26 protein-coding genes are annotated in these 23,543 nt (G+C 66.2%); 14 read left to right on the top strand and 12 right to left on the bottom strand.

Annotated features, from left to right (window positions below; all coding sequences use genetic code 11):
• Positions 1–357 precede the first annotated feature (357 nt).
• Positions 358–750 carry an ArsC/Spx/MgsR family protein gene (locus HLH34_RS11340; RefSeq protein WP_183119693.1) on the top strand — a complete coding sequence of 131 codons (393 nt, stop codon included), beginning with the start codon at positions 358–360 and terminating at the stop codon, positions 748–750.
• 28 nt (positions 751–778) lie between these two features.
• On the opposite strand, the gene guaD is transcribed toward HLH34_RS11340, so the two are convergent.
• The 4 genes from guaD to HLH34_RS11320 all read right to left on the bottom strand — a co-directional run bounded on the left by guaD (position 779) and on the right by HLH34_RS11320 (position 6,333).
• Entirely contained in the window at positions 779–2,143 is a 1,365-nt protein-coding gene (gene guaD, locus HLH34_RS11335; protein WP_183119692.1) for a guanine deaminase, read from the bottom strand.
• Between the two features lie 69 nt (positions 2,144–2,212).
• Complete coding sequence (locus HLH34_RS11330) at positions 2,213–4,372, bottom strand: FUSC family protein (protein ID WP_373318579.1); 2,160 nt, start codon at positions 4,370–4,372, stop codon at positions 2,213–2,215.
• A gap of 234 nt (positions 4,373–4,606) precedes the next feature.
• Complete coding sequence (locus HLH34_RS11325) at positions 4,607–5,296, bottom strand: glutathione binding-like protein (protein WP_183119690.1); 690 nt, start codon at positions 5,294–5,296, stop codon at positions 4,607–4,609.
• Positions 5,297–5,385: 89 nt separating this feature from the next.
• Positions 5,386–6,333, bottom strand: a complete 948-nt coding sequence (locus HLH34_RS11320; RefSeq protein ID WP_183119773.1) for a ribokinase — start codon at positions 6,331–6,333, stop codon at positions 5,386–5,388.
• A 133-nt stretch (positions 6,334–6,466) separates the two neighbouring features.
• On the opposite strand from HLH34_RS11320, the gene HLH34_RS11315 reads away from it, so the two are divergent.
• The 5 genes from HLH34_RS11315 to HLH34_RS11295 all read left to right on the top strand — a co-directional run bounded on the left by HLH34_RS11315 (position 6,467) and on the right by HLH34_RS11295 (position 9,062).
• Positions 6,467–6,943 (top strand): MucR family transcriptional regulator, encoded by a 477-nt coding sequence (locus HLH34_RS11315; protein WP_183119689.1) that lies wholly within the window; start codon positions 6,467–6,469, stop codon positions 6,941–6,943.
• A gap of 42 nt (positions 6,944–6,985) precedes the next feature.
• Positions 6,986–7,927, top strand: a complete 942-nt coding sequence (gene sppA, locus HLH34_RS11310; protein ID WP_183119688.1) for a signal peptide peptidase SppA — start codon at positions 6,986–6,988, stop codon at positions 7,925–7,927.
• A gap of 20 nt (positions 7,928–7,947) precedes the next feature.
• Entirely contained in the window at positions 7,948–8,247 is a 300-nt protein-coding gene (ihfB, locus tag HLH34_RS11305; protein WP_183119687.1) for an integration host factor subunit beta, read from the top strand.
• Positions 8,248–8,402: 155 nt separating this feature from the next.
• Entirely contained in the window at positions 8,403–8,693 is a 291-nt protein-coding gene (locus HLH34_RS11300; RefSeq protein WP_183119686.1) for a hypothetical protein, read from the top strand.
• 159 nt (positions 8,694–8,852) lie between these two features.
• On the top strand, positions 8,853–9,062 hold the full coding sequence (locus HLH34_RS11295) for a hypothetical protein (RefSeq protein ID WP_183119685.1): 210 nt from the start codon (positions 8,853–8,855) through the stop codon (positions 9,060–9,062).
• 167 nt (positions 9,063–9,229) lie between these two features.
• On the opposite strand, the gene HLH34_RS11290 is transcribed toward HLH34_RS11295, so the two are convergent.
• Both HLH34_RS11290 and trxB read right to left on the bottom strand, forming a co-directional pair.
• Positions 9,230–10,114 carry a LysR family transcriptional regulator gene (locus HLH34_RS11290; RefSeq protein ID WP_183119684.1) on the bottom strand — a complete coding sequence of 295 codons (885 nt, stop codon included), beginning with the start codon at positions 10,112–10,114 and terminating at the stop codon, positions 9,230–9,232.
• A gap of 88 nt (positions 10,115–10,202) precedes the next feature.
• Positions 10,203–11,165, bottom strand: a complete 963-nt coding sequence (gene trxB / locus HLH34_RS11285; protein WP_183119683.1) for a thioredoxin-disulfide reductase — start codon at positions 11,163–11,165, stop codon at positions 10,203–10,205.
• A 138-nt stretch (positions 11,166–11,303) separates the two neighbouring features.
• Here trxB and HLH34_RS11280 point away from each other — a divergent pair, with 138 nt between their 5' ends.
• Genes HLH34_RS11280 through HLH34_RS11270 form a run of 3 tightly spaced genes read left to right on the top strand, consistent with a single transcriptional unit; the run spans position 11,304 to position 14,469 of the window.
• Complete coding sequence (locus HLH34_RS11280; RefSeq protein ID WP_183119682.1) at positions 11,304–11,795, top strand: Lrp/AsnC family transcriptional regulator; 492 nt, start codon at positions 11,304–11,306, stop codon at positions 11,793–11,795.
• Between the two features lie 41 nt (positions 11,796–11,836).
• The gene (locus tag HLH34_RS11275) at positions 11,837–12,976 is read left to right on the top strand and encodes a glycosyltransferase (protein ID WP_244959892.1); all 1,140 of its coding nucleotides are present in this window, start codon (positions 11,837–11,839) and stop codon (positions 12,974–12,976) included.
• Complete coding sequence (locus HLH34_RS11270; RefSeq protein WP_244959885.1) at positions 12,973–14,469, top strand: glycosyltransferase family 39 protein; 1,497 nt, start codon at positions 12,973–12,975, stop codon at positions 14,467–14,469. Before HLH34_RS11275 ends, HLH34_RS11270 begins: the two co-directional genes overlap by 4 nt.
• Positions 14,470–14,479: 10 nt before the next feature.
• On the opposite strand, the gene HLH34_RS11265 is transcribed toward HLH34_RS11270, so the two are convergent.
• The 4 genes from HLH34_RS11265 to HLH34_RS11250 all read right to left on the bottom strand — a co-directional run bounded on the left by HLH34_RS11265 (position 14,480) and on the right by HLH34_RS11250 (position 17,947).
• A complete protein-coding gene (locus HLH34_RS11265; protein ID WP_183119680.1) occupies positions 14,480–14,833 on the bottom strand; it encodes a response regulator transcription factor in 354 nt (117 codons plus the stop codon).
• The gene (locus tag HLH34_RS11260; RefSeq protein ID WP_183119679.1) at positions 14,830–15,348 is read right to left on the bottom strand and encodes an NUDIX hydrolase; all 519 of its coding nucleotides are present in this window, start codon (positions 15,346–15,348) and stop codon (positions 14,830–14,832) included. Before HLH34_RS11260 ends, HLH34_RS11265 begins: the two co-directional genes overlap by 4 nt.
• 85 nt (positions 15,349–15,433) lie before the next feature.
• Positions 15,434–17,416 carry a CocE/NonD family hydrolase gene (locus tag HLH34_RS11255; protein WP_183119678.1) on the bottom strand — a complete coding sequence of 661 codons (1,983 nt, stop codon included), beginning with the start codon at positions 17,414–17,416 and terminating at the stop codon, positions 15,434–15,436.
• A 72-nt stretch (positions 17,417–17,488) separates the two neighbouring features.
• A complete protein-coding gene (locus HLH34_RS11250; protein WP_244959883.1) occupies positions 17,489–17,947 on the bottom strand; it encodes a hypothetical protein in 459 nt (152 codons plus the stop codon).
• A 197-nt stretch (positions 17,948–18,144) separates the two neighbouring features.
• Here HLH34_RS11250 and guaA point away from each other — a divergent pair, with 197 nt between their 5' ends.
• The 4 genes from guaA to HLH34_RS11230 all read left to right on the top strand — a co-directional run bounded on the left by guaA (position 18,145) and on the right by HLH34_RS11230 (position 21,191).
• Positions 18,145–19,758: a glutamine-hydrolyzing GMP synthase gene (gene guaA, locus HLH34_RS11245; protein ID WP_244959881.1), complete on the top strand. Its 1,614-nt coding sequence runs from the start codon at positions 18,145–18,147 to the stop codon at positions 19,756–19,758.
• Positions 19,759–19,979: 221 nt separating this feature from the next.
• Positions 19,980–20,678 (top strand): Arm DNA-binding domain-containing protein, encoded by a 699-nt coding sequence (locus HLH34_RS19430; protein WP_244959879.1) that lies wholly within the window; start codon positions 19,980–19,982, stop codon positions 20,676–20,678.
• Positions 20,645–20,971: a conjugal transfer protein TraD gene (locus tag HLH34_RS11235; protein ID WP_183119677.1), complete on the top strand. Its 327-nt coding sequence runs from the start codon at positions 20,645–20,647 to the stop codon at positions 20,969–20,971. The genes HLH34_RS19430 and HLH34_RS11235 overlap by 34 nt, the downstream gene beginning before the upstream one ends.
• Before the next feature lies 1 nt (position 20,972).
• Complete coding sequence (locus HLH34_RS11230; RefSeq protein ID WP_183119676.1) at positions 20,973–21,191, top strand: conjugal transfer protein TraD; 219 nt, start codon at positions 20,973–20,975, stop codon at positions 21,189–21,191.
• Positions 21,192–21,236: 45 nt separating this feature from the next.
• On the opposite strand, the gene HLH34_RS11225 is transcribed toward HLH34_RS11230, so the two are convergent.
• Together HLH34_RS11225 and HLH34_RS11220 are read right to left on the bottom strand one after the other, a co-directional pair.
• The gene (locus HLH34_RS11225; protein ID WP_183119675.1) at positions 21,237–22,163 is read right to left on the bottom strand and encodes a nucleotidyl transferase AbiEii/AbiGii toxin family protein; all 927 of its coding nucleotides are present in this window, start codon (positions 22,161–22,163) and stop codon (positions 21,237–21,239) included.
• Entirely contained in the window at positions 22,160–22,948 is a 789-nt protein-coding gene (locus HLH34_RS11220; RefSeq protein WP_183119674.1) for a type IV toxin-antitoxin system AbiEi family antitoxin, read from the bottom strand. Before HLH34_RS11220 ends, HLH34_RS11225 begins: the two co-directional genes overlap by 4 nt.
• A 349-nt stretch (positions 22,949–23,297) precedes the next feature.
• Between HLH34_RS11220 and HLH34_RS11215 the strand changes: the two genes are divergently transcribed.
• The gene (locus HLH34_RS11215; RefSeq protein WP_183119673.1) at positions 23,298–23,504 is read left to right on the top strand and encodes a type II toxin-antitoxin system Phd/YefM family antitoxin; all 207 of its coding nucleotides are present in this window, start codon (positions 23,298–23,300) and stop codon (positions 23,502–23,504) included.
• Positions 23,505–23,543 lie beyond the last annotated feature (39 nt).

The raw sequence follows: 23,543 nt of genomic DNA, 5'->3' as shown, positions 1-23,543 counted from the left end.
TTCGGTCAATGACGTGTCGCAGACATGAGTATTTTTTTCAGACGGATCCGGATCTGTCATCCGGGCCATGCGTAATGGCACCTATGCGCAAGGGGCGGAAACCCGTATTTGAGGAATTTCCGTCCCGATTATTCTCTTAGGCGATCAATTTCGCCACTGTATATTGTGGCTTAAACCTGAAGGTCGCCAGTGAATTCATGAAGATGTGAACAGGCCATGCTGTTCTGTCATGCGGGGCGCCCTATCGTGGGGTGGACGACCCATGGCAGGATAAAAGCGGAAACGCGGTCGGCCCTATGAGAATATAGTTGTCCCGCGTGACGAGGCGACACGATTCAGCACGCTGCAGGAGGGGACGTGGAGATCGTTTTTTTCGAAAAGCCTGGTTGCGGGGGGAATGCCCGTCAGAAGGCGGCTTTATGTGCAGCCGGATACAAGGTCGTCCCCCGTAGCCTGTTGGCCGAACCCTGGACAGCCGCGCGTTTGCGCCTCTTCTTCGGTGATTTGCCGGTAAAAGAATGGTTCAACATGTCCGCACCGGCCGTCAAATCGGGGACGGTGCGGCCCGAAGCGCTGACCGCTGAAGCCGCCCTGTCATCGATGCTGCAGCAGCCGCTGCTTATTCGCCGCCCTCTGCTGGAGGCAGGCGAACGCCGGTGTGCGGGTTTTGCGGCAGCCGACCTTAAATCGCGATTGGGTCTGGAACTGTGCGAGACGGTACCCGATGGATGCGCGCACCCGTCCGCCTGATGGTTCGGCGGCGTCTCTCCACACGGCTTTATAACTGTCTCGCCAACCCGCTGGCCTGAGGGTCGTCCCGGTCGTGGACCAGTTCGCCGGCCACGTAGGTGGCGCGCACGCTGCGGTCGTCGCCCAGCATCATCAGCACGAACAGCAGGTCCTCGATCGTCTCGCAGGTCTCGGCGCGCTGGGCCAGCAAGGGGGTCGCCTTCGGGTCAAGCACGCACAGGTCGGCCTCCATGCCCACCGCCAGGGTGCCGATCCGGTCGTCCAGGTACAGCGACCGCGCGCCCCCCGCCGTAGCCAGCCAGAAAGCCTGTGCGGGATGCAGCTTGCGCCCGGTCGCCTGCGCGACCTTGTACGCCTCGTTCAGCGAACCGAGCTGCGACAGGCTTGTGCCCGCGCCGATATCGGTGCCCAGGCCGACGCGCACCGGGCGCCGGGCATCCACGGCGTCGAACAGGCGGAACGACCCGCTGCCCAGGAACAGGTTGGAGGTCGGGCAGTGCGCCAGCGCGCTGCCGGCGTGGTGGCAGGTGCAGAAATCGTCCTCGGCGACATGGACCGCGTGGCCCAGGACGCTGCGCGGCCCCACCAGGCCCGTATGGGCGTAGACATCCAGATAGGACCGCCGGTTCGGGAACAACTGGCGGATCCACTCGATTTCGGCCGTGTTCTCGGCCAGGTGGGTCTGCATGAACAGGCCCTCGCGCTGGCGCAGCAGGGTGCCGGCAAGGTCGAGCTGTTCCTCGGTGCTGGTGGCGGCGAAGCGCGGCGTCACGGCATACATCTGCCGCCCGCGTCCGTGCCATCGGTCGATCAGCGCCAGTGATTCGTCGTATCCCCCCTGCGCGGTGTCACGCAGATTGTCGGGAGCGTTGCGGTCCATCAGCACCTTGCCGGCCACCATGCGCGTGTTCAGGCGCGCCGATTCGGCGAAGAACGCTTCGACCGATTGCGGGTGGACGGTGCAGTAGACGGCGGCAGTGGTGGTGCCGGCGCGCAGCAGTTCGCGCAGGAAGCGGCGGGCGACGGTGCAGGCATGGGCCGGATCGGCGAATTTGGCCTCGGTGGGGAAGGTGTAGCGTTCCAGCCATTCCAGAAGCTGTTCGCCATAAGCCGCGATCATCGGCAACTGCGGGTAATGGACGTGCGTGTCCACGAATCCGGCCGACAGGATGGAGTTGGCATAGGTGGTGACCGGCGTGCCTGCGGGGATCGTATGGCGCAGGGCCTCGAACGGGCCGAACCGGCTGATCCGCCCGTCCTCGATCAGAATCAGGGCGTCGGCCTCGTGCACCAGGGCGTGGGCAGGGTCGTCCAGGAACGGGTCGGCGCGGAAGGTGATGGCCCGTCCGCGCAGGGCGCGGGTGGCGGGGCGGGACGGCGGGGGCTGGGTCATCTGTGGGGCTCGGCGCTGGATCGGCGATGAAGGGGTTGTGCCCGTTTCAGCGACCCGGCGAAAGCCGCGTCATGCCCCGGTGAGGCGATAGGGGCGGGAGGCGTCGAGGAAGGCGGCATTGGCGTCGAGTTCGTACGAAATCACCAGCAGGTAGGCGATGGCGCGGGTCATTTCGATGCGTGCGCTGATATTGGTCTCGCGCGCTTCGATCCGGCGCAGGCTGGCCGTGGCGGCGCGCGCGGTCCTGGCGGTCCGGCCGTAGCGGCCGGTGAACTGCGCCATGCGGCCCAGGACCAGCAGAAGGGGGCGACGCGCCTGAAGCGGCAACTGGTCCCGGGCCAGTACGGTACGCAGCCGGATGATGTTCAGGCCGATGGTCATCGCCGACAGGGTGCCTTGCAGATAGGCCTCGATCGTCGGCGTCGGCGTGGGGCCGGCATGCCGGATCAGGCGCGAAAACCGGTCGGTGTTGCGGCCGATCCAGTCCCGGACATGCGGCACGGGCGTCGCCGACGCCAGGTGGCGAAGATCGTGCAGGTTGCGGTTGCGCATCCGCCACCGTTCGTCGGCGCTGTCGAACGGCAGGATGGTCCTGAAGATCAGAACGGCGAAGCCGATGCTGCACAGCAGGGCGAAGGAGGCGTTGAAATACGCGATTTCGTTCAGGCGCCCCTGGTTGGACGGCCCTACCAGGTTCGGCAGGAACAGCGTGTAGGCCGCCGCCGCGCCGGCGGTCGCGGGGTTGCGGGTGGCCAGGCCGCCGGCGATCATCGGCAGCGTAAGACAGGCGGCCAGCATTTCATATTCGGCCGGGCGCGGCAGGATCAGCATCACCAGCACGAACGAGACCCCCACGGCCCAGACCGCGCCGCGCAGGAAGTTCATCGTGCCGACGACCGGATTTTCGCGCGTTGCGAACAGGCCGCAGGTGACGGCCACCATGGTGATGAAGCCCAGGCCGTTGGGCCAGGACGTGACCTCCCAGATCAGGCCGGCCGAGGTGATGGCGATGGCGGCGCGAATGCCGTTATGCGCCGCTTCCTTCAGGTCGCGGTGTGATTGCAGGCGGAAATGGAAATGATCGCCGCGTATGGTGTGCTGGCTGGCGTCGAATTCCTCGATCGCCTGCTGCAGTTCGGCCAGCAGTTCTTCCAGGGCGCTGTGCAGGATGCGCAGGTCCAGCAGGGCCTGGATTTCGGGGCTGGCGGGGGGATGCTGGCCGTTGGCCTCCTCGGTCAGGGCGTTGACGACCTGCTGGCGGCAGACGGCGCGCAACGATCGCAGATCCTCGATCACCAGGGGAACGTCGTCGTCATTTTGCAGGCGCGGCGCCAGGGCCAGCAGGAAGGTCCGTACCAGCAGCGACGTCTCGACGAAGGCCTGGGGGGGCGCGCCCAGCGCCTTCATGCGCGCCGTCATGCCCAGCCCGCGCGACAGCAGGACCGACACGGCCGCCAGCGCCGCGCGGGCATGGTCGCCCTCGTGCCCGTGCGGGCCCATTTCGATCTCGCTGAACTCGATCTGGTCGTTGATCGACAGCAGCGCGCCGAACAGGGCGCGGGATCGGACGAAAGCCTGCTCGTCCCCCGCCAGCAGGTCCGCGATGGCGACCGACGCGCTGGACAGCGCGGTCTGCAGCTTTTCGCGGATATTGCGGCGCGCGGTCTGGGCCAGATTGTGGGAGAACAGGCCCGCGATCAGGCTTTCGCAGACGAGGCCCAGGATGATGTAAGTCGAGCGCGACATCGCGATCATGAAGACGTCGTCCGGGCTGCGAATCGCATCCAGCGCAATGATGGCGCAAGTATAGCCCGACAGGACCAGCGCGTAGGACCGGAAGTTCCGCACCAGCGTCGCCAGCCCGCAGCACAGGCCGATCCAGATCCCGATGGCCGGGAAGAACAGCCAGGGCGCCTGGGGGAAGGCCGCGATCAGGGCCACGGCCGATACCGCGCCGACGGCCGTGCCCACCAGACGCCAGCGCGCCTTGGACAGGCTTTCGCCGCGCGACCCCTGGGCGACGATCCAGACCGTCATCGGTGCCCATTGCGGGCTGTCCAGTTCCATCCACAGCGCCACGACCAGCGCCAGCAGCGCCGCGACCGTGGTCCGGATGGCAAAACCCAGGGCGTCGGCCTTGGGGGCGTACAGCCATTTCAGGCGGTTCAACCGGTCATGGCCCGGTGGACGGATGGTACGCGGACGCCACAGTGACAGGCGAAGCAACAAGGCGGAAACGGAACTCTGGGCGACAGGCACGATGCACGGCTTCCGGCACGACGGGGGACATGTGGTGATAGAACAGAAGGCGTCGGGCGGTAACGATGGCGGGCGCGCATATCAGTCATCAGTCATCTGCGTCCAGGCATGTGCCCTGGAGCCGAAGTGGATGCGGATCATGACGCGGAAAGGGGGCAGGAGTTTGTCGGGCGGGCAAGGCAGCCCGCCCGACCGGGGGTGGGATCAGTCGAGGGTGGCGTAGATCGCCGCGCGGTCGGCGGGGTCGCGCACCGGGGGCGTGCCGTTGCGCACCGCATCGACCAGGCCGTACGCCCGCCGGGTCGCCGGGCGGGCCGCGATACGCTCGTGCCACAGGCGCAGATTGGGGAACTGCGTCAGGTCCTGACCCTGGTTCGTCGGCAGAATCCAGGGATAGCAGGCCATGTCGGCGATGGTGTAGCTGTCGCCGACGATGAAGTCGCGGCCTGTCAGATGGCGGTCGAGCACGCCGTACAGGCGCTGCGTTTCCTTGGTGTAGCGTTCGATCGCATAAGGGATCTTCTCGGGCGCATAGAGGCGGAAATGGTGGTTCTGCCCGGCCATGGGGCCCAGGCCGCCCATCTGCCAGAACAGCCAGGTCATGGTTTCCGTTTCCGCGCGCAGGCCGGTGGGCAGGAACTGGCCTGTCTTGCGGCCGAGGTAATAGAGAATCGATCCGGATTCGAACATCGGGATCGCCGGGCCGCCATCGGCCGGGTCATTGTCCACGATGGCGGGAATGCGGTTGTTCGGTGCGATCTTCAGGAAGTCCGGAGCGAATTGTTCCCCCTTGCCGATGTTCACCGGGAACAGCCGGTAGGGCAGGCCGGTTTCCTCGAGGAACAGCGTGATCTTGTGGCCGTTGGGCGTGGTCCAGTAGTACAGGTCGATCATGATGCCTCCTGACGCCTGCCGCGGCAGGCTTCCGGTGTGTCAGGCGGCGATCATGTACCCAAACGGCGCCCCCTGCCAAAGCCGGCCTTTCAAGGTTGACCGGCCAGCAGGGCTTCGACTTCCGCCAGGGTGGGGGCGGCTTCGGATGCACCCTTGCGGGTGGTGGCCAGGGCGCCGCAGGCGGCGGCGAAACGCGTCGCGTGGCCCAGGTCCATTCCCCGTGACAGGGCGACCGCCAGCCCGCCATTGAAGCAATCCCCCGCCGCCACGCTGTCGATGGCCGCCACCCGGAACGGCGGGACGAATCCGTGCCCCCCGGCGTCGGAGAACACGACGCCCCGGGCGCCGAGCTTGACGATGGCGCGTTCCAGGCCGCGCGCATGCAGGCGCCGCGCGGCTTCCAGCGCGCTGTCGACATCATGCGGGCGCAGGCCGGTCAGCAATTCGGTCTCGGTCTCGTTGGGGGTCATCACGCCGGCCAGCCCGAACAGCGCGTCGGGCAGGCCGGCGGCGGGGACCGGCGCCGGGTCCAGCACCAGCATCGCCCCGATCGCGGCGATTCGGCGGGCGGCGGCCAGGATGACATCCATCGGGATTTCGCATTGCATCAGCACGACGGCGTTCGCCGACAACAGTGGAACCAGCCGCTCGACGTCCGATTCGTCCATGGTCATGTTGGCGCCACCGGCAACGGCGATGCTGTTTTCCCCCGCGGCATCGGTGCAGATCATCGCCAGACCGGTCATGTCCTGAGGCGTGCGCAGCAGATGGTCGGAATTGACGCCCTCGCGCAGCAGGGCCGCACGCGCGTAATCGGCGAACATGTCGTCCCCCGTGCGGCCGGCGAGCACGACCGAGGCCCCCAGGCGCGCGACCGCGACCGCCTGGTTGGCGCCCTTGCCGCCCAGCCCCAGATGCGCGCCCAGGGCGTGCAGCGTTTCGCCGGGGGCCGGCAGGTGCTTCAGGCGCGCCACTACGTCGATATTGACGCTGCCGAATACAACCAAGGGTGGATTTATACTTTCAGGATGGGGTATGGTTATCATGGAATCCGCTGCAATCAGGAAAGGGCGTTGTATTAATTATTTGGTGTTGATACAATTTGAAAGTTGACCACAAAAAATTTCAATACGAAGAAACTTTAAACAGAATAACAGAATGGAAAACAGTATGTCTGAAATTGAGCAGGATGCCCCCTTGCTGGAGCTTACGGCGCAGATCGTGTCGGCTCATGTCTCGAATAACACTGTCGTGCCCGACGGGGTTCCGGACTTGATCCGGCAGGTTTACCAGGCGCTGACATCCCTGGGCCAGGTGGCGCCGGAACCCGAGAAGCTGCAGCCCGCGGTACCCATCAAGCGTTCGGTCTTCCCCGACTATATCGTCTGCCTGGAGGATGGAAAGAAGCTGAAGATGCTGAAGCGCCATCTGCAGAGCGCCTATGGCATGACGCCGGAACAGTATCGCGAGCGCTGGGGCCTGCCCTCGGATTATCCGATGGTCGCCCCCAACTATGCCGAGCGCCGGTCCACCCTGGCGCGCGAAATCGGGCTGGGTCGCAAGATCACCGCCGTGACCGAGGAGGCTCCGGCCGCCGAGGATGTGGGCAAGCCGGCCCGGCGCGGCCGCAAGGCCGCCGCGCAGTAATCGCGATGCGCGTTGGGCAGGTCCTGGGAGGGATCGGGCGCAATGGCGCCTGATCCCGACCTTGTCGTCGACCGGTTGCGCCTGAAACGGCGCCTGCTGGTGTGGCGGGTGGCGGCCGTCGCCGCCTTTGTGCTGGCGCTGGTCGGTGCCGGCAGCCATTCGCTGTTCCATGCGGGCGGCGTGGTGCAGCGCGATCGTCTTGTGCGCTTGCGAATCACCGGAGTGATCGGTGCCGACAATCGCAAGCAACTGGACCTGATCGACCGTGCGACGACCGAGAAGTCGGTCCGGGGCATGATTCTGGTCGTCGATAGTCCCGGTGGGTCGGTCAGCGGGGGCGAAGCCCTGCATGACGCGATTGCCCGGTTCGCCGCCCGCAAGCCGGTGGCGGTTTCGATGGGAGGAGTCGCGGCGTCGGCGGGGTACATGATCTCGGTTCCCGGCCAGCGCCTGTTCGCCGCGCAATCGACGCTGACGGGGTCGATCGGCGTGATCATGGAGGCGCCGGATGTCTCGGGCCTGCTGGACCGCGTCGGCGTCAAGGTGGATCAGCTGGTGTCCGGGCCGATGAAGGGGCAGCCTTCTGCGGTGCAGCCGCTGTCGCCCGAAGGGCGCCAGATGCTTCAGGGCGTGGTGGCCGATCTGTTCGACCAGTTCGTGACCATGGTGGCCCAGGGCCGCCATATGCCGGTCGAGCGGGTGCGGGCACTGGCGGATGGCCGTCCCTATACGGGGCGGCAGGCGCTGGCGCTGGGTCTGGTCGACCAGATCGGGACCGAGGCCGATGCGAAGGCGTGGCTGATCAAGACGCTGCATCTGCCGGAGGCCGTCGCCGTTACTGATCTGAGGATCCGTTCGGCACGGCCGTGGCTGCGCCGTGCGATCGGTGGTATGCTGGGTTTGATTCTGGATGACGAGTGGACAGGAAGTGTGCTTTCGCAAGGCGTTGCGCTTGACGGGGCCGTTGCGATCTGGAAACCTTAAGCCGCATTCGGGAGGGATGGATGACCAAATCGGAGCTGATCGCCGAACTTGCGGCGGCGAATCCGCACCTTCTCGGTCGTGACGTTGAATTGATCGTCCAGACGATCTTCAACGAGATCAGCGCCGCCCTGGCCCGGGGTGATCGGGTGGAATTGCGGGGCTTTGGTGCCTTTACGGTCAAGAAGCGTGATGCCCGCACCGGACGCAATCCCCGCACCGGCGACATGGTGTCGGTGGACGAAAAACTCGTCCCCTTCTTCAAGGCCGGCAAGGAATTGCGCGAGAGGGTGAATCATCAGACCCTCTCGACGGATGAGTGAGCGGCCGCTTCAACAAGCCTGCTGAGAAACGAATTTGGAACCGATCCCTGAGCCTTTCCGGTAACGGTTCCGGGGGGGCTGCTTTCCCCATGAATGTTCTTGGTATGTTCCCATTGCTGCTGCTATGAATCCTTTTCTATGGAAGAGGCTGGGCCATGAAAGGGCGCGGGGTGCGGGACGTGATCTCGGTTCTTCTTATGATTGCTGTCATGGCGGTGGGCGTCGTGGGGCCGGCGTGGGCAGGTCAGGTCCGGCATGTCCACACTCACAGGTCGGGTCTGGCCGCGCATCTGTGCGCGAGCCACGATGCCGTCATCGCGGCGCCGGGCCACAAGCTGCGTGTCATCGGTCGGCATCGTTACTTCGCGCCGATCGGGCAGGCGATGTTCTATCGCGACCTTTCGCGCCGTTGTCAGCTCAAGCGGACCGGTCACCGCCACAGCTAGGTCAGGTACCCGGGGACGCGCCGCGACGGGCATGATCCATGACGTGTGCTCTCTGGTTTTTTGTTTTATGAAGCCTCTTCAGATGGTTCGACGGGCCGTACCTGCCTTTGGGGCGAGGCCTGGACGCGGCCTGTTTTGACGGTGTGAGGGAGACGGACGATGGCCGATCAGCGCGCGCAGGGCAGTATGGGAAAGCAGGCATATGAGGCGCGGCGCGCCGCCAAGGCCGGGGTCAGCCTGGATAAATGGCTGACCCAGAAGGACGACCAGAAGATCGTCGTTGCGGCAGCGGCGCGGCCGAACCCGCTTTTGGTGCAGATCAAGGCCGGCTGGCGCCGCCTGATGGACCGGGCACATCGGCCGCTGTAGGGGGCCGAGGCCCTGGCCCCCGATCATGGATAACAGATCGGTTTCCAGAGGCCCGTGGCCTTTGGCGGGTTTCAGGGCAGAGCCCTGAGACGGCCTTCGGTCGAACAGTCACAAAAAGGGCGACCGATGCGGTCGCCCTTTCTTCAGACCGTGTGATGCTGCGCCGTTCAGTGGCGCCCGTTGATTTCCGCCAGCAGGAAATCACGGAAGACGGCGACGCGCTTGGAGGTGCGAAGTTCCTCGGGATACACGAAATAGGCGTCGACCGTCGGCACGGTGACCTCGGTCAGGATCTTGACCAGATTCGGGTGCTGCGCCGCCGCATACAGGGGAATCGACCCGATTCCGACGCCTGTGGCGATGGCGGAGGCCATGGCGGCGAGGCTGTTGACCTCGACCCGTGCGGGGCGCTTCTCGTCCGCCGGAACGCCGGCCTCGGCCAGCCAGTTGATGTGCGGGACCGGCGGGTGATAGCCGCCGAACAGGACCAGCTTGTGCTTCGACAAGTCGTCGAGCGTGGTGGGGGTGCCGAATTCCTCGAGATAGCTGGGGGAGGCATAGATCGGCAGCGGAAAATCCGCCAGATGGCGCTGGATCAGGTCTGGCTGGCGCGGCGGATGCATCCGCACCGCGACATCGGCTTCGCGCATGCCAAGGTCGAGATCATTGTCCTCGAGGATGAGGGTGATGATGATGTCGGGATTGGCGTCCATGAAGCGGTGCAGGCGCGGCGTCAGCCAGCAGGTTCCGAAGCCGGACGTGGTGGTCACGCGCAGGCGGCCGGCGGCCTTTTCCTTGCTTTCGGTCAGCAACGACTGGGTCATCGCCAGCTTGGAAAAGACTTCCCGCACCGTCTGGTTCAGGGTTTCGCCCTGTTCCGTCAGGATCAGCCCCCGCGCGTGCCGGTGGAAAAGGGGAACCTGGAGGGCTTCCTCCAGCGCCGAAATCTGACGGGAAACCGCAGACTGGCTCAGATTCAGCACATCACCCGCATGGGTGAACGACCCGGCTTCGGCCACCGCATGGAAAATCCGGAGTTTGTCCCAGTCCACGCATTTACTCCGATTCTGTCTGCGCCATTGGCGAATTCAATGTATCTTGGTGACGGAAGTAAAAGGTCGGGTCAAGGAATTAAGGTATTCAGTCCGAAATTCCCGCCAGGTAACGTTCCGCCTCCAGCGCCGCCATGCAGCCCGTTCCGGCGGCGGTCACCGCCTGGCGGAAAATGCGGTCCTGCACGTCGCCCGCCGCGAACACACCGGGAACCGAGGTGCGCGTGCCGCCCGGCGGGGTGACGATATACCCTTCGTCGTCTGTTTCGACCTGATCGCGGAATATTGCGGTGTTCGGGGTGTGGCCGATGGCGATGAAGACGCCGTCCACCGCCAGCTGTTCGCGCTGCCCGGTCACGGTGTCGCGCACGTTCAGCCCCGTAACGACGGCGGGGGTGGCGTCGGCGACGATGTCGTCGACGACGGTGTTCCATTTCACCGAGATCTTGGGGTTGGCGAACAGCCGGTCCTGCAGGATGCGTTCGGCGCGCAAATGGTCGCGACGGTGGATCAGCGTGACGTGGCTGGCGTGATGGGTGAGGTACAGGGCTTCCTCGACCGCGGTGTTGCCGCCGCCGACCACAGCCACCGTGCGCCCGCGATAGAAGAACCCGTCACAGGTGGCGCAGGCCGAAACCCCGGCGCCCTGATAGCGGGACTCGCCGGGGATGCCCAGCCACCGGGCCTGCGCGCCCGTCGCGATGACGACGGACCGCGCCAGGTAGACATCGCCCGAATCGCCGGTCAGCCGGAAGGGCGCATCCGGGCCGCCCCGGCCCTTCATGTCGCATTCGGTGATGATGTCGTGGACGATCCGCGTCCCCACATGGGCCGCCTGGGCGGCCATCTGCTCCATCAGTTCGGGGCCCTGGATGCCGCGGGCGAAGCCGGGATAATTCTCCACGTCCGTGGTGATCATCAGTTGCCCCCCGGGCTGGAGGCCGGCGACGAGGACGGGCTTGAGGTTGGCGCGCGCGGCATAGATCGCGGCCGTATAGCCGGCGGGTCCGGCCCCGATGACGAGCAGGTCGGTGGAGATTGTCTGGGTCATTGACTCGGCGTCGATGTGATCGTGATGCAGGGGATATGGCCGCCCAATGCGCGGGGCACAAGACGAATGACGTTTCGGGGTGGCCTTTTCCCGGCGGGACGCTTGCAATATCCTGCCGTCTGGATGTTTGAGACGGAAATGACTGAAGTGATGGACCTGGATGCGATTGACCGTCGGATCGTCGCCGAACTCCAGGCGGATGGCCGCATGACCAACGTGGAACTGGCGCGCCGGGTCGGGATTTCCGCCCCGCCCTGCCTGCGCCGCGTGCGGCGGCTGGAGGAAGAAGGGCTGATCCGCGGCTATCATGCCGATACCGATGCCGCGCTGCTGGGGTGGACGATCACGCTGTTCGCACTGATCGGGCTGGACAGCCAGAAGGAAAGCGTCCTGGCGGCCTTCGAGGCCCAGGTCGCCGACTGGCCGGAAGTCCGGGAATGCCACATGATCCGGGGCGGCGGCGATTTCCTGGTGCGGCTGGTGGCGCGCGACGCCGCGCATGAAAACCAGTTGACCCGCCGCCTGACCGAAAGCCCGCATGTCAGCCGGGTGCAGACCCTGCAGACCATCCGGACCTCGCTCAGCCGCGCGGGGGTGCCGGTGTCGCCGCACGGCATGGCGATGCCATGACGGCAATCGTACCTCCCATGGTCGACGATCCGACCGCAGGGATGCGGCGCGACGTGGACCCCCGGGGGGGGCACGGGGCGGCGGACACGGCACGCTCGCCCGTCGACATCAGCATCGTCGTTCCCTGCTACAACGAACGGGCGAATGTCCGGCCGCTGGTCGCCGCCCTGTCGGTGGCACTGCGGGGCCGGTCGTGGGAGGTGGTCTTCGTCGATGACAACTCGCCCGACGGTACGATCGACGAAATCCGTGCCCTTGCCGAAATGGACGCCCGCGTGCGCGGTATCCTGCGTATCGGCCGGCGCGGCCTGTCCTCGGCGGTGATCGAGGGGGTGCTGTCGTCCTCGGCGCCGATCGTCGCCGTCATGGACGGCGACATGCAGCATGACGAAACCTGCCTGGGCGCGCTGATCGATGCGGTGGCGCGGGACGGGTACGACATCGCCGTCGGCAGCCGGCATGTCCCGGGTGGTGACAATGCGGGGCTGGCGAACGGCTGGCGGACGTTCCTGTCGGATGGGGGCATCCGGCTGGTGCAGACGCTTCTGCCGGTGCGGCTGGGCGACCCGATGAGCGGCTTCTTCGCGATGCGGCGCGATGTGTTCGAACGCGCAGTGCCCCGCCTGTCGGGGACGGGCTTCAAGATCCTGCTCGACGTGTTCCTGTCGGCCGCTGAACGGCCGCGCGTGCTGGAGGTGCCCTTCATCTTCCGCCCCCGCGCGGCGGGGGAAAGCAAGCTGGACGCGCTGGTCCTGCTGCAGTTCCTGGCGATGATGCTGGACAAGTTCTGCCGGGGCTTCCTGCCGATCCGCTTCCTCGGCTTCTGCTGCGTCGGGCTGGTCGGCATCCTGGTCAATCTGGCGGTCCTGGGCATCGCGCACCGGTGCGGCGTCGGCTTTGCCGAGGGGCAGGGGATCGGGACCTTCGTCGCCATGGTCGCGAATTTCTGGATGAACAATGCGCTGACCTACCGCGACTGCCGCCTGCGCGGCGGGCGGATGTGGGGCGGGCTGGTGCTGTTCCTGCTGATCTGTTCGGTGGGGGCGGTCGCCGATATCGGCATCGCCCGCGCGATGTTCAGCAACGACGGCCGGTGGAACCAGGCGGGCGCGGCCGGGGCGGCGATTGCCGTGGTCTGGAACTATGCCGTGTCGTCCACCCTGATCTGGCGGGTGCGTTGAACCATTCCTGGGGCGGGCGGGTAGACATGCGGGTGTGGGGCGGGGTTGCCCTGCTGGCCCTGACCCTGGTGCGGTGCATCGTGGCCGCCCAGGCCCCGCTATCGCCGGACGAAGCCTATTACTGGGTGTGGTCGCGGGTGCCGGCGGCCGGATATCTGGACCATCCGCCGATGGTGGCGGTGTGGATCAGGGCGGGCACGGCCCTGCTGGGCGACACGCCGCTGGGCATCCGGCTGCTGGCGCCGCTTGCGGCGGCGATGGGGACCCTGCTGGTCGCCGCCGCCGCGCGGGACCTGGCGGCCGGCCCGGCGGGCACTGCAGCCACGGGGAACGGGGCGGCGGCCGGGCGGATGGTGCGTGCGGGCGTGCTGCTGAACGCCACGCTGGCGCTGGGGGTCGGCGCCGTGACCATGACCCCGGATACGCCGCTGCTGTTCTTCATCGTGCTGGCGTTGTGGGCGCTGGGGCGGCTGATGGCCACCGGGCGCGGGGCCTGGTGGCTGGTGGTGGGCATTGCGCTGGGGCTGGCCTGCGACAGCAAATATACCGCCGTCCTGCCCGGGGCGGGGCTGGCGCTGTGGCTGTTCGGCAGCCGGCAGGGGCGGCTGTGGCTGTGCACGCCCTATCCGTGGTGCGCGGGGCTGCTGGTGCTGGCGTTGTTCACGCCCGTTGTCCTGTGGAACGCGGGGCATCACTGGGCCAGCTTCGTCCGCCAGGGCGGGCGGGCCGGAGACTGGCGTCCGGCGCGGGCGGCGCAATTCCTGGGAGAACTGGCGGGCGGGCAGGTCGGCCTGGCGACGCCGCTGGTCTTCGTGTTCATGGCCGGGGGGCTGTGGCGGGCGGTGCGCCATGCGCGGCAGGCGCCCGTATCCGCACTGCTGGCCTGCTGGACCATCCTGCCGATCGTGGTGTTCGTGCAGCACGCGCTGGGCGACCGGGTGCAGGCGAACTGGCCGGTGCTGCTCTATCCCGGTCTGGCGATCGCGGCCGCGTCGCTGGCGTGGCGCGGCTGGATGGGGGCGTCGGCCCTGGGGCTGGCGCTGGGGGCAGTGGTTTATGTGCAATCCACGCTGGCGCCGTTTTCGCTGTCGCCGCATCTCGACATCACCCTGCGGCAGATGGCGGGCTGGCCGGATCTGGCCCGCGCGGTGGACGACATGACTCCGCCCGGCGGGTTCGTGGCGGCCGACGAGTACGGCATGGCATCGGAACTGGCGCTGGTGCTGCCGCACCGGCGGGTGATCGGGATCGAATCGCGCTGGGCCCTGTTCGACCTGCCGCGCGCCACGAGGGGCGAGGGCGTGTTCCTGTGCAGCATGCGGCGGGTGCGGGACCTGGATACCCAGGCCTTCGCCCGCATCACGCGGGTCGGCACCGTGGCGCGCGGACGGGCGGGGCGTGTGGCCGAACGCTATGCCGTGTTCCGCGTCGTCCTGGCCCCGCCGGCATCGGGGGATGGCGTGGCCGTGGTCCTGCCGTCCGGCCGTCCCTGAGCCTTTGCGGTCAGACGGGCGGCAGCAAGGCCTTGATCCGGTCCAGCAGGGCCCGGATCCGGAATGGTTTTTCCAGCGTTTGGCCGGCGGTGAACCGCGCCAGCCGGGCCGGGTCGCCGCTGATGGCGATCAGCGGGACCGACAGCCCCGTCAGCCGTTCCACCAGCAGGTCGGGCGGGCCGTCGGGCAGGGTCAGGTCGAGGATGGCCAGATCGACCGTGCCGTGGTCCAGCGCCTGTTCCGCCGCGCGCACGCCCGTGCAGAGCGTGACGCGGAACCCCGACGCGCCCAGCGCGGTCTCGATCAGCGTGGCGATGGCGGATTCGTCCTCGACCAGCAGGATGTGGCGGGGTGGCGGTGTCACGATGCGGTATTCCCTATGACAGGGGCGATCTGAGGAGGGGTGTGGGTGGAGTGCAGTCGGCCTGCCGGAGTGGGCCAGGGGGCGATCCCCCGGTCCGACAGGGCCAGCGTGGCCAGTTCCAGCAGGCCGGGGCTCATCCGCCCGGGGGCGGCGCGGATCTGTTCGAGCGTGAACCAGCCGACGTCCAGCGCGTCGTCGGCGGCGCACAGCGTTTGGTCCTCTGTGTCGGCGCAGCGCACGGCGACGATGACGTAATGGAACCGGATGGCGCCGGCATCGTCCCTGTCCAGCACGTCGAAGGCGGTCAGTACGCCCTGGGCCTGGCTGTCGCAGCCGGTTTCCTCGCGCAGTTCGCGCTCGGCCGCCTGCATGATCGTCTCGCCGCGTTCGATCCGCCCGCCGGGAAAACCCCACAGGCCCTGATCCGGCGGATTGGCCCGCCGGATCAGCAGCACATGCGACGCGCGGACGACAACGGACAGGATCGCGGCGGAAACCGGGGGACAGGCGGACATGGCCGCATTATACGCGGCCCCGCGCATATCACCACCATCGTGCCGGACAGTTGAAGAACCGGCCCCGCCAGTCCCTGCGTCGGCGTCAGGGAACGACCGGCAGCCACACCGCCGTCGCCTGCGCCCCGCCGCGATGGATGGATTGCGTCGCGGCGACATAATCCTTCGCCGTCGCACGCAGCACGTTCGGGACATAGGTCTGCGGGTTGCGGTCGTAGAGCGGAAACAGCGACGACTGGATCTGGACCATGATCCGGTGTCCCGGCTGGAACACATGGTTCACCGCCGGCAGGGTGAAGCGATAGCGCGCCACCGCACCGGGGACGGCGGCGGTGGGGTGGGCGAAGCCCGTGCGATAGCGGCCGCGGAAGATGTCCATGGACACCGCCAGTTCGTATCCGCCCATCGCCGGCCGGTCGCCGTCCGTTGCCGGCTGCACGTCGATCAGCTTCACCACCCAGTCCGAGTCGGTGCCGGTAGTCGCGGCGAACAGGTCGGCCACGGGTACGCCGCTGACGCGCACGGCATGGTCCAGCACCGGGGTTTCGTAGGTCAGGACGTCCGGACGGCTTTCCGCCTGGCGCTGGTCTTCGACCAGCCAGGTCTTCCAGCGCGCCTCGTCGGTGGCGAAGTTGAACGGACGCGGCAGGAAGGGCACCGGGTGGGCGGGGTCGGACACGTAGGAGTCCTGGCCCTCGGCCGCCGGGTGGTCGAAGGACAGGCTGTATCCGGGCTGGAGGTAGAGTGCCGTGCTGGGGTGGCCGCAGGCCCCGCCGTCACAGGCCAGAGGCCAGTGCGCGAAGCGATCCCAGCGGTTTTCGCCGGAATTGTAGATGATGGCCTCGGGCAGGTTGGCCGCCGGCGACCCCGGCCGCAGATACTGGTTGAAGAACGGCAGCAGGACATCGCGCCGGAACTGGTGCGCGGTATCGCCGTTCCAGTGCAGCGCGCCGAGTTCCGACCCGTCGTAATTCACCTGGCTGTGCCGCCACGGGCCCATCGCCAGCACGTTCGGCACATGGGTCCCGGCCGCCTTCAGCGCCTGCCAGGCATGGATCGCGCCCCACATGTCCTCCTGATCCCACAGGCCCTGTTCCCACAGGGTCGGCACGGTCAGCGGACGCCGGGTGATCAGTTTGTCCAGCGCCTGTTCCTGCCAGAAGGAATCGTAGTCCGGATGGGCCAGCATGCGCTGCCACCACGGGAACTGGTCCAAGCCGGCGGTGCGGGCGAAATCCTCGGCCGAACCCGCGCGCAGGAAGTTCGTGTAATCGTCGCGATCCACGCGCGGAATGCTGCTGCCTTCGCCGCGCACGGTCATCTGGTCGGTGAAATAATCCAGGCCGCCCTGGCGGAAGGCGCCGTAATGGTACCAGTCGTCGCCCATCCAGCCGTCGACCATCGGGCTTTCGGGGGCCGCGACCTTCAGCGCCGGATGAGGGTCCAGCAGGGCCATGACGACCGTGAACCCCTCGTAGGACGAGCCCAGCATGCCGACCCGGCCGTTGGATTCATGGATATTCTTGACCAGCCAGTCGATGGTGTCCCACGCATCGGTGACTTCGTCCGTCTTCGTCGGGTTCAGCGGACCACGAACGGGGCGGGTCATCACGAAATCGCCTTCGGACCCGTACTTGCCCCGGATATCCTGGAAGACGCGGATATAGCCGGCGCCGACGAACACGTCGTCGCCCTGGGGCAGCAGCGCGCGCATGCTCGGCGCGTCTTCCACGCGGTTCAGGCGTTCGGACGCGTGATAAGGGGTGCGGGTCAGCACGATCGGCGCATCATGCGCGCCCTTGGGGATGACGATGACGGTGTGCAGCTTCACGCCGTCGCGCATCGGGATCATGAGGTCGCGCTTGATGTAGTCGCGATTGTCGGTCGGGAAGGTCACGTGGGCGGGGATGTCGCTGCCGGTCTGGACTGTCAGCGCGGGGTCGGGGGCGGCCCGGCCGATGCTGCCGGCCAGCGTCAGGGCAACAAGGAAGGCAAGTGCCCCGGCCGGGCGGGGGGAAGGAAGGGTCAAGCCGTGTGCTCCTGCGGGTCCGCCATGCCCGGCGGCCATTGATGACGATGGTGTCGGACCATGTCGCACCCGGGACGATCGGGCAACCGGCCCCCGCCCTGTCACCCCGTCCTAATGCCCCAGGAAATGGGACAGGCCATGACTTTCGGGCCGTGTCATCACCACATGCGCGCGGCAGCGGGGGGTGCCGTAGGTTCCGGCCATCGTGGCGCCGCTGGGGCGGGCCTCGAACACCATGGGGAACGGCTTGTGGTTCATGTCGCTCAACACCAGTTGGGCGTGGAAATTCCCCGGGGTGCCGTCGCGCGTGCCATGCAGGGTCTGCGCCCCGTCGGCGGGGGTGAAGGCGATCCTTTTGGTGCCGATCTGCAAGGTGGACGGCGCGCGCGTCTCGGGGCAGATCCCGCGATCGGCGACCAGCGTGCCGGTCCAGATCCCGATCGGGTCGTCCGCGGCGCTGCCGGCCGCCCGGGCGGGGGATATGGGGGCCGGCATCAGGACGGACAGGGCAACGCCGAGGGCGAGGGCCCATGCGCGTCCGCCGTGGCGCGGCGCGGTCGGAAGGGTCAAGTTCATGCTCCGTGACGAAAGGGAACGGACCCCAATATGGGCGCGCGCGTCGCCGTGGGCCATAGGGTCCCGCCGGGTGCGAACTTGCGCTATGCTCGTCCGCGACGCATATCCCGCGCTTGCATTGCCCGCCCGGCTCATGCAGCAAGCCCTGTGACCGTAGCGCCGCGACCGAAAGACCGATGATGAGCGATGATATGAAAGCTGGTGGATCCGATCTGACCGCACAGGGGGGCGACGTGGCTGCCCTGGACGGTGCGCTGCATGGGGACCGGGTCCTGATCCTGGATTTCGGCAGCCAGGTGACGCAGTTGATCGCCCGGCGCGTGCGCGAAAGCGGCGTGTATTGCGAGATCTGGCCGTTCTCCTCGGCGCCCGAGAAGATCCGCGCCTTCGCCCCCCGGGGCATCATCCTGTCCGGCGGCCCGGCCAGCGTGCTGGACGAAAACGCGCCCGCCATCCCCGATGTCGTCTTCGCCCTGGCGGTGCCCGTGCTGGGCATCTGCTACGGACAGCAGGCGATGTGCCACCAGTTGGGCGGCCTGGTGGAAACGCACGAGCATCGTGAATTCGGGCGTGCGCATATCGACATCATCGAGGATTGCGCCCTGTTCCGCGGCACCTGGGCGCGCGGCGGCCGCGAGCAGGTGTGGATGAGCCACGGCGACCGCGTGACGAAGCTGCCGCCCGGCTTCCGCGCCGTCGCGGTCAGCGAGGGTGCGCCATTCGCCATCATCGCTGACGAAGGCCGGCGCCTGTATGGCGTGCAGTTCCACCCCGAGGTCGTGCATACGCCCCACGGCGCTGCCCTGCTGCGGAACTTTACCCATGATGTCGTGGGGTGCCGCGGCACGTGGACGATGGCCGGGTTCCGCGACATGGAAATCGCCCGCATCCGCGAGCAGGTCGGGTCGGGCCGGGTGATCTGCGGCCTGTCGGGCGGGGTCGATTCCTCGGTCGCGGCCGTGCTGATCCACGAGGCGATCGGCGACCAGCTGACCTGCATCTTCGTCGATCCGGGCATCCTGCGCGCCGGCGAGGCCGAGGAGGTGGTCAAGACCTTCCGGGGCCGCTTCAATATCAAGCTGATCCATCGCGATGCGTCGGACCTGTTCCTGTCGGCCCTGGAGGGCGTCACGGACCCCGAGATCAAGCGCAAGACCATCGGCCGCCTGTTCGTCGAGGTGTTCGAGGAAGAGGCTGCGAAGCTGGGCGGCGCGGACTTCCTGGCGCAGGGCACGCTGTACCCGGACGTGATCGAGAGCGTCAGCTTCACCGGCGGCCCGTCGGTGACCATCAAGTCGCATCATAATGTCGGCGGCCTGCCCGATCGGATGAAGATGCAACTGGTCGAGCCGCTGCGCGAACTGTTCAAGGACGAAGTCCGCGAACTGGGCCGCGAGATGGGCATTCCCGAACATATCGTCGGGCGTCATCCGTTCCCCGGGCCGGGTCTTGCGATCCGCATTCCCGGCGCCGTGGACCGCGACAAGCTGGCGCTGCTGCGCCGGGTGGACACGATCTTCCTCGAGGAAATCCGTAGCGCGGGCCTGTATGATGCGATCTGGCAGGCCTTCGCGGTGCTGCTGCCGGTACGCACGGTCGGCGTCATGGGGGACGGGCGCACCTATGACTACGCCTGTGCGCTGCGCGCCGTGACCAGCACGGACGGCATGACCGCCGACGTGTTCCCCTTCGATATCGGCTTCCTGAACCGCGTGGCCAGCCGCATCGTCAACGAGGTTCAGGGCGTGAACCGCGTGACCTACGACATTACCTCCAAGCCGCCCGGCACGATCGAGTGGGAGTGATCTAGGGTCGTTTCAGACCATCCCGCTCCGTGCCGGAAATCGCACGATCCATTTGATTAGTAAGGATTATTTTTCCTACCCCGTATCGCTGCATGTCACCCCGACCTGGCCACTTTGTTGGTAGCGATGTTGGTATGGCGCAGGATGGTCGAGAAACGGGCTTTCGCTAGCAACATCCCCTCTTGTTGGTATCCGTTCGCCCTCCGACCGGATGCGGATTTATGGGCGATCTTACTGATAAAGAAGTGAAAAATCTGAAGCCGAGGGCCAAGCTCTACAAGGTGACGGACCGCGACGGGATGCACGCCGCCGTCACGCCGACCGGCGTCATCTCGTTCCGGTATCAGTACCGGGTGAACGGGCGGCAAGAGGTATTGACCATTGGCCGATATAGCGCCGAGGCGGCGCGCAAGCTGACACGGGCGCCCGACGTGCTGGAATACGGCATGGAGGTGTCGCTTGCGGAGGCAAGGTCGTTGCTTGCGCGCGCCCGGCGTCAGGTCGAGCGGGGTGAGTCGCCGTCGAAAGCCAAGGTGGAAAAGCGCACTGCCTCAGCCGAGGCGTTGACGTTTGGCGGATGGGCGGAAGTTTATTTCAAGCACAAAGCCGATCCCAAGTCTGGGGCCGAGAAACTTGCCGACAGCACCCTGGCGATGCGCCGATCGGTCTATGATCGCGCTATCGCGGGCGCGTTGTCGAAGCTCAAGTTGAGGGAGGTAACGCCGCAACGTCTCAAACGCCTGTGCGACGAGGTTAAGGAGAAGCGTGCCCTCCCTCGAAAAATTCTCAGGAGGGATCGGGTCGTGCCACGCTGTCCCGGCGACCTTACAGCATTTCGTCGGGTGCTCAACTATCATTACTCCATCGACAGCTTATGGAGGATAGGATGCGCAAACCACGGGACTTCGACGCGGACCTGAAGGCGCTGGAGGACAAGGCGCGAGACTTGAAAGCCCGAAAGGTGGAACAGCTTGGCGAGTTGGTCATCGCGACTGGCGCCGATGCTCTCAGCGCGGACGAACTGGCGGGCGCGCTGATCGTGCTGGCCGAAACGAAAGAGGCCGGAAAGAGGGAGGCATGGGCGAAGCGAGGCGCCGCGTTCTTTCAGCGCCGGTCGCGCGGAACGGCGCAAGCGCCTGACCGCGACGCTGGCAGCGCTCAAACGCAACCGGGCGGCGTGCAACCGACACCAGGCAGCGCAGGCGAGGCATGACATGCGCGACTGGCAGATCAAGCGTCGCCACCGCACGCACCGTCTGATCGAGCTCGGCGGTCTCGTCGTCAAGGCCGGGATCGTGGAGCTGACCGGCGACAACCGCGCCATGATCTACGGCGCGCTCCTCTGGATGGCCGATAAGCTCCAGAGCGAGGACGGCGAACGCGCGCGGGAAATCTGGGCCGGAAAGGGAAGACTTGCTTTCAAGGAGAAGTGAGCATCGGCGTCGCCAACGGACACGCCTCTTCGGTGGGCGTTACGGTCAGGGAAAGAGCACACGCTCCAACGCATTGATCAACTCGCGTCGCTTTGCAGCGGTCAGTTTGGCGAGGTTACGCTGCTTCCACATGACGGCGGGTAGATGCCGCGCTTCGGGTATCCCGAGAAGCTCCCAATCCGGCTCGCTTCGCTTGAAACCGACGAGGAAGCGCCGATGATCCTCGGGCATGGCGGCGACCATCGCGGCGATGATCGCTTCCCGCGCGGTCTCAAGGTCCGAAAGCGCGACAGGCTCCTGCGTCATGCCGGTGAAACCCCGCGCGAACTCCTCGCTCAGCGGCTTGCGGGTCGGGGCGAGAACTTCGGCCATCGGACGGTTGTGGCTGATGACGTACACCAGAAAGGCGCGGCGCAGCTCGTCATTGATGCCCTCGTTCGCCAACAGGCCGCGCACGTCGAAGAGGTCGCGCGGATGCTGTCGGTCGAAGGCCGCCACGATCTTGCCCGCATAGAGGTCGGCGAATGACACGATCTGCATTTCGGCGAAGCCGAAGGCGTCTTCGACAACGGGAACCACGCTCATTACGACGGGATCATAGACCGCACCGCGGAGCACCGGCGTCACCTCGATCTTGATCTGCACGCCGCTCGCCCGAACGATCAGCTTGGTGACGATCTTCTCATCGGCGGAACGCGAAGCATTGACTCTCGCGGCGGGGAGGACTCGTTCGATCCGTTCCTTGATCCGCAGCATGGCGGCGTCGATTGCCACGAGCGATGTGGCTCGATCTTCAACCGGCAGATAGGTCAGGTCGATGTCCACGGAGAGGCGTGGCATGTCGCGCACGAACAGGTTGATCGCGGTGCCGCCCTTGAGCGCGAAAGCCCGCTCCTCCGCGACGAAAGGAAGGACGCGAATGAGCAGGGCGACCTGCTGCCGATATGTCTCCAGGAAGGCCATGAACTTCATGGGCCTCCAAGGTCGGACGGCACGGTGATGTTGTAGTGCGTATCGAGCTTGCCGCCTTTGGCGAGGACGCGCTTGCCCGAACCCAGATCGACGCGGGACATGTCGAGCCGGGATCGCCACGCATGGCGGTGGCGGTCGGCGAAGAACAGAAAGAGCCGCTTCACCTTCACGCTGGCGCAAGCCTCCAGCAGCGTTTGCAGGCGGCGCGGGCTCAGATCACTCATCCCTTCCATCAAGGCATCGGCTTGATGGAAGCTCTCATGCTCGGGCAGTTCGTCGAGTAATTCGAGAACGGCGCGCTCCTTGCTGGAATAGCGGAGTGGCAGGATCAGGCCGCCGGCGCCGACCATGACGGGGCTTGGCTCGGGCGGTGCGCCGGTGTCGCCGGGAAACAGCCGCAGGTTGTTGTGCCAATGAAAGGTCACGTTGAGCGGCAGGCTTGCCAGCCAGGTCGGCGGACGCTTCGGCCCGTAAAGATGAATCTCGCGCATGGCTGTCGAAAGGTAATGGGCGTAACCCTGCTGTTCGAGCGCGGTACGCCCGCCAACGGTGAGCGGAAGGTCCAGCACCGTCTGGAGCGAGACGACCACCTGCTGCCAGGTGAGTGGTGTGCGCGAGCGGCGATAGACCCGCCGGGTGGGGCTATCGAGCCAGCCCGCGCGAACATACTGGCTGCGCAGCGCCGACGAGTAGCCGTGAGCCTCCATCCAGGCGGCGTCGGCCAGGAGACCCTCGGGGAGTTCCTGCTGGAGTCGGTTTAGTTTGCCGCCAGAACGTATACTCATGCTTGACATTCTGGCATATTTTTAAACCGATGTCGAGTTCATATTTTTCGATATTAGCTAAGTCACGCTTAGCGTTTCGTACAATCTAAAAACCATCCTCCAAGATCAATGAAGGGACCGCCTACATCGGATCATCCTTAAAACTCCGCTTTCAAGACCGGTTTTCCGATATGATGCTGCGACTCGCCGAGTCATCACCATGCAGATCTGCGGTAGCGAAAGGGCGGCACGAAACCCCGCGTAGCGCAGCGACATCCTTTTGCGGTCTATGTCCACGTCGCCAAAGTCAGCATTGCCAATAAGAGCTACTTTAGCCTAAATGCGTTATCGGTTTGCGGCGGGACGGACCATGAAAACCATGTCGGCACGCGATGCTAAGAACGGCTTTGGGCTGCTGATCGACACCGCGCGCGCGGAGCCGGTGCTGATCGAGAAGCACGGGCGCGGCGTTGTGGTGGTCGTCTCGGCAGAAGAATATGAACGGCTTTCCATGCACTCTGGGCGCACGGACAAGGGGGAAACGAGGGCCAAGGGGGCGTCGAAAGGTGGCCAGTGAAGCGTTCACGCGCGTTAAGATAGGCCAGCTTTTGAAGGA

The sequence above is a fragment of the Gluconacetobacter azotocaptans genome, from assembly GCF_014174355.1.
Taxonomy (GTDB): Bacteria; Pseudomonadota; Alphaproteobacteria; order Acetobacterales; family Acetobacteraceae; genus Gluconacetobacter; species Gluconacetobacter azotocaptans.
The sequence above is the reverse complement of the archived record's forward strand: the minus strand, read 5'-3'. Positions and strand labels throughout refer to the sequence as shown.

Excerpts from the sequence above, each read along its gene's own strand:
- HLH34_RS11300 (WP_183119686.1), top strand. The coding sequence starts at position 8,403 with ATGAAAGGGCGCGGGGTGCGGGACGTGATCTCGGTTCTTCTTATGATT.
- HLH34_RS11235 (WP_183119677.1), top strand. The coding sequence starts at position 20,645 with ATGCGCAAACCACGGGACTTCGACGCGGACCTGAAGGCGCTGGAGGAC.
- ihfB (WP_183119687.1), top strand. The coding sequence starts at position 7,948 with ATGACCAAATCGGAGCTGATCGCCGAACTTGCGGCGGCGAATCCGCAC.
- HLH34_RS11230 (WP_183119676.1), top strand. The coding sequence starts at position 20,973 with ATGCGCGACTGGCAGATCAAGCGTCGCCACCGCACGCACCGTCTGATC.
- HLH34_RS11215 (WP_183119673.1), top strand. The coding sequence starts at position 23,298 with ATGAAAACCATGTCGGCACGCGATGCTAAGAACGGCTTTGGGCTGCTG.
- HLH34_RS11280 (WP_183119682.1), top strand. The coding sequence starts at position 11,304 with ATGACTGAAGTGATGGACCTGGATGCGATTGACCGTCGGATCGTCGCC.
- HLH34_RS11325 (WP_183119690.1), bottom strand. The coding sequence starts at position 5,296 with ATGATCGACCTGTACTACTGGACCACGCCCAACGGCCACAAGATCACG.
- HLH34_RS11275 (WP_244959892.1), top strand. The coding sequence starts at position 11,837 with ATGCGGCGCGACGTGGACCCCCGGGGGGGGCACGGGGCGGCGGACACG.
- HLH34_RS11315 (WP_183119689.1), top strand. The coding sequence starts at position 6,467 with ATGTCTGAAATTGAGCAGGATGCCCCCTTGCTGGAGCTTACGGCGCAG.
- guaA (WP_244959881.1), top strand. The coding sequence starts at position 18,145 with ATGAAAGCTGGTGGATCCGATCTGACCGCACAGGGGGGCGACGTGGCT.
- sppA (WP_183119688.1), top strand. The coding sequence starts at position 6,986 with ATGGCGCCTGATCCCGACCTTGTCGTCGACCGGTTGCGCCTGAAACGG.
- HLH34_RS11225 (WP_183119675.1), bottom strand. The coding sequence starts at position 22,163 with ATGAAGTTCATGGCCTTCCTGGAGACATATCGGCAGCAGGTCGCCCTG.
- HLH34_RS11260 (WP_183119679.1), bottom strand. The coding sequence starts at position 15,348 with ATGTCCGCCTGTCCCCCGGTTTCCGCCGCGATCCTGTCCGTTGTCGTC.
- guaD (WP_183119692.1), bottom strand. The coding sequence starts at position 2,143 with ATGACCCAGCCCCCGCCGTCCCGCCCCGCCACCCGCGCCCTGCGCGGA.
- HLH34_RS11255 (WP_183119678.1), bottom strand. The coding sequence starts at position 17,416 with ATGGCCGCCGGGCATGGCGGACCCGCAGGAGCACACGGCTTGACCCTT.
- trxB (WP_183119683.1), bottom strand. The coding sequence starts at position 11,165 with ATGACCCAGACAATCTCCACCGACCTGCTCGTCATCGGGGCCGGACCC.
- HLH34_RS11295 (WP_183119685.1), top strand. The coding sequence starts at position 8,853 with ATGGCCGATCAGCGCGCGCAGGGCAGTATGGGAAAGCAGGCATATGAG.
- HLH34_RS11220 (WP_183119674.1), bottom strand. The coding sequence starts at position 22,948 with ATGAGTATACGTTCTGGCGGCAAACTAAACCGACTCCAGCAGGAACTC.
- HLH34_RS19430 (WP_244959879.1), top strand. The coding sequence starts at position 19,980 with ATGGGCGATCTTACTGATAAAGAAGTGAAAAATCTGAAGCCGAGGGCC.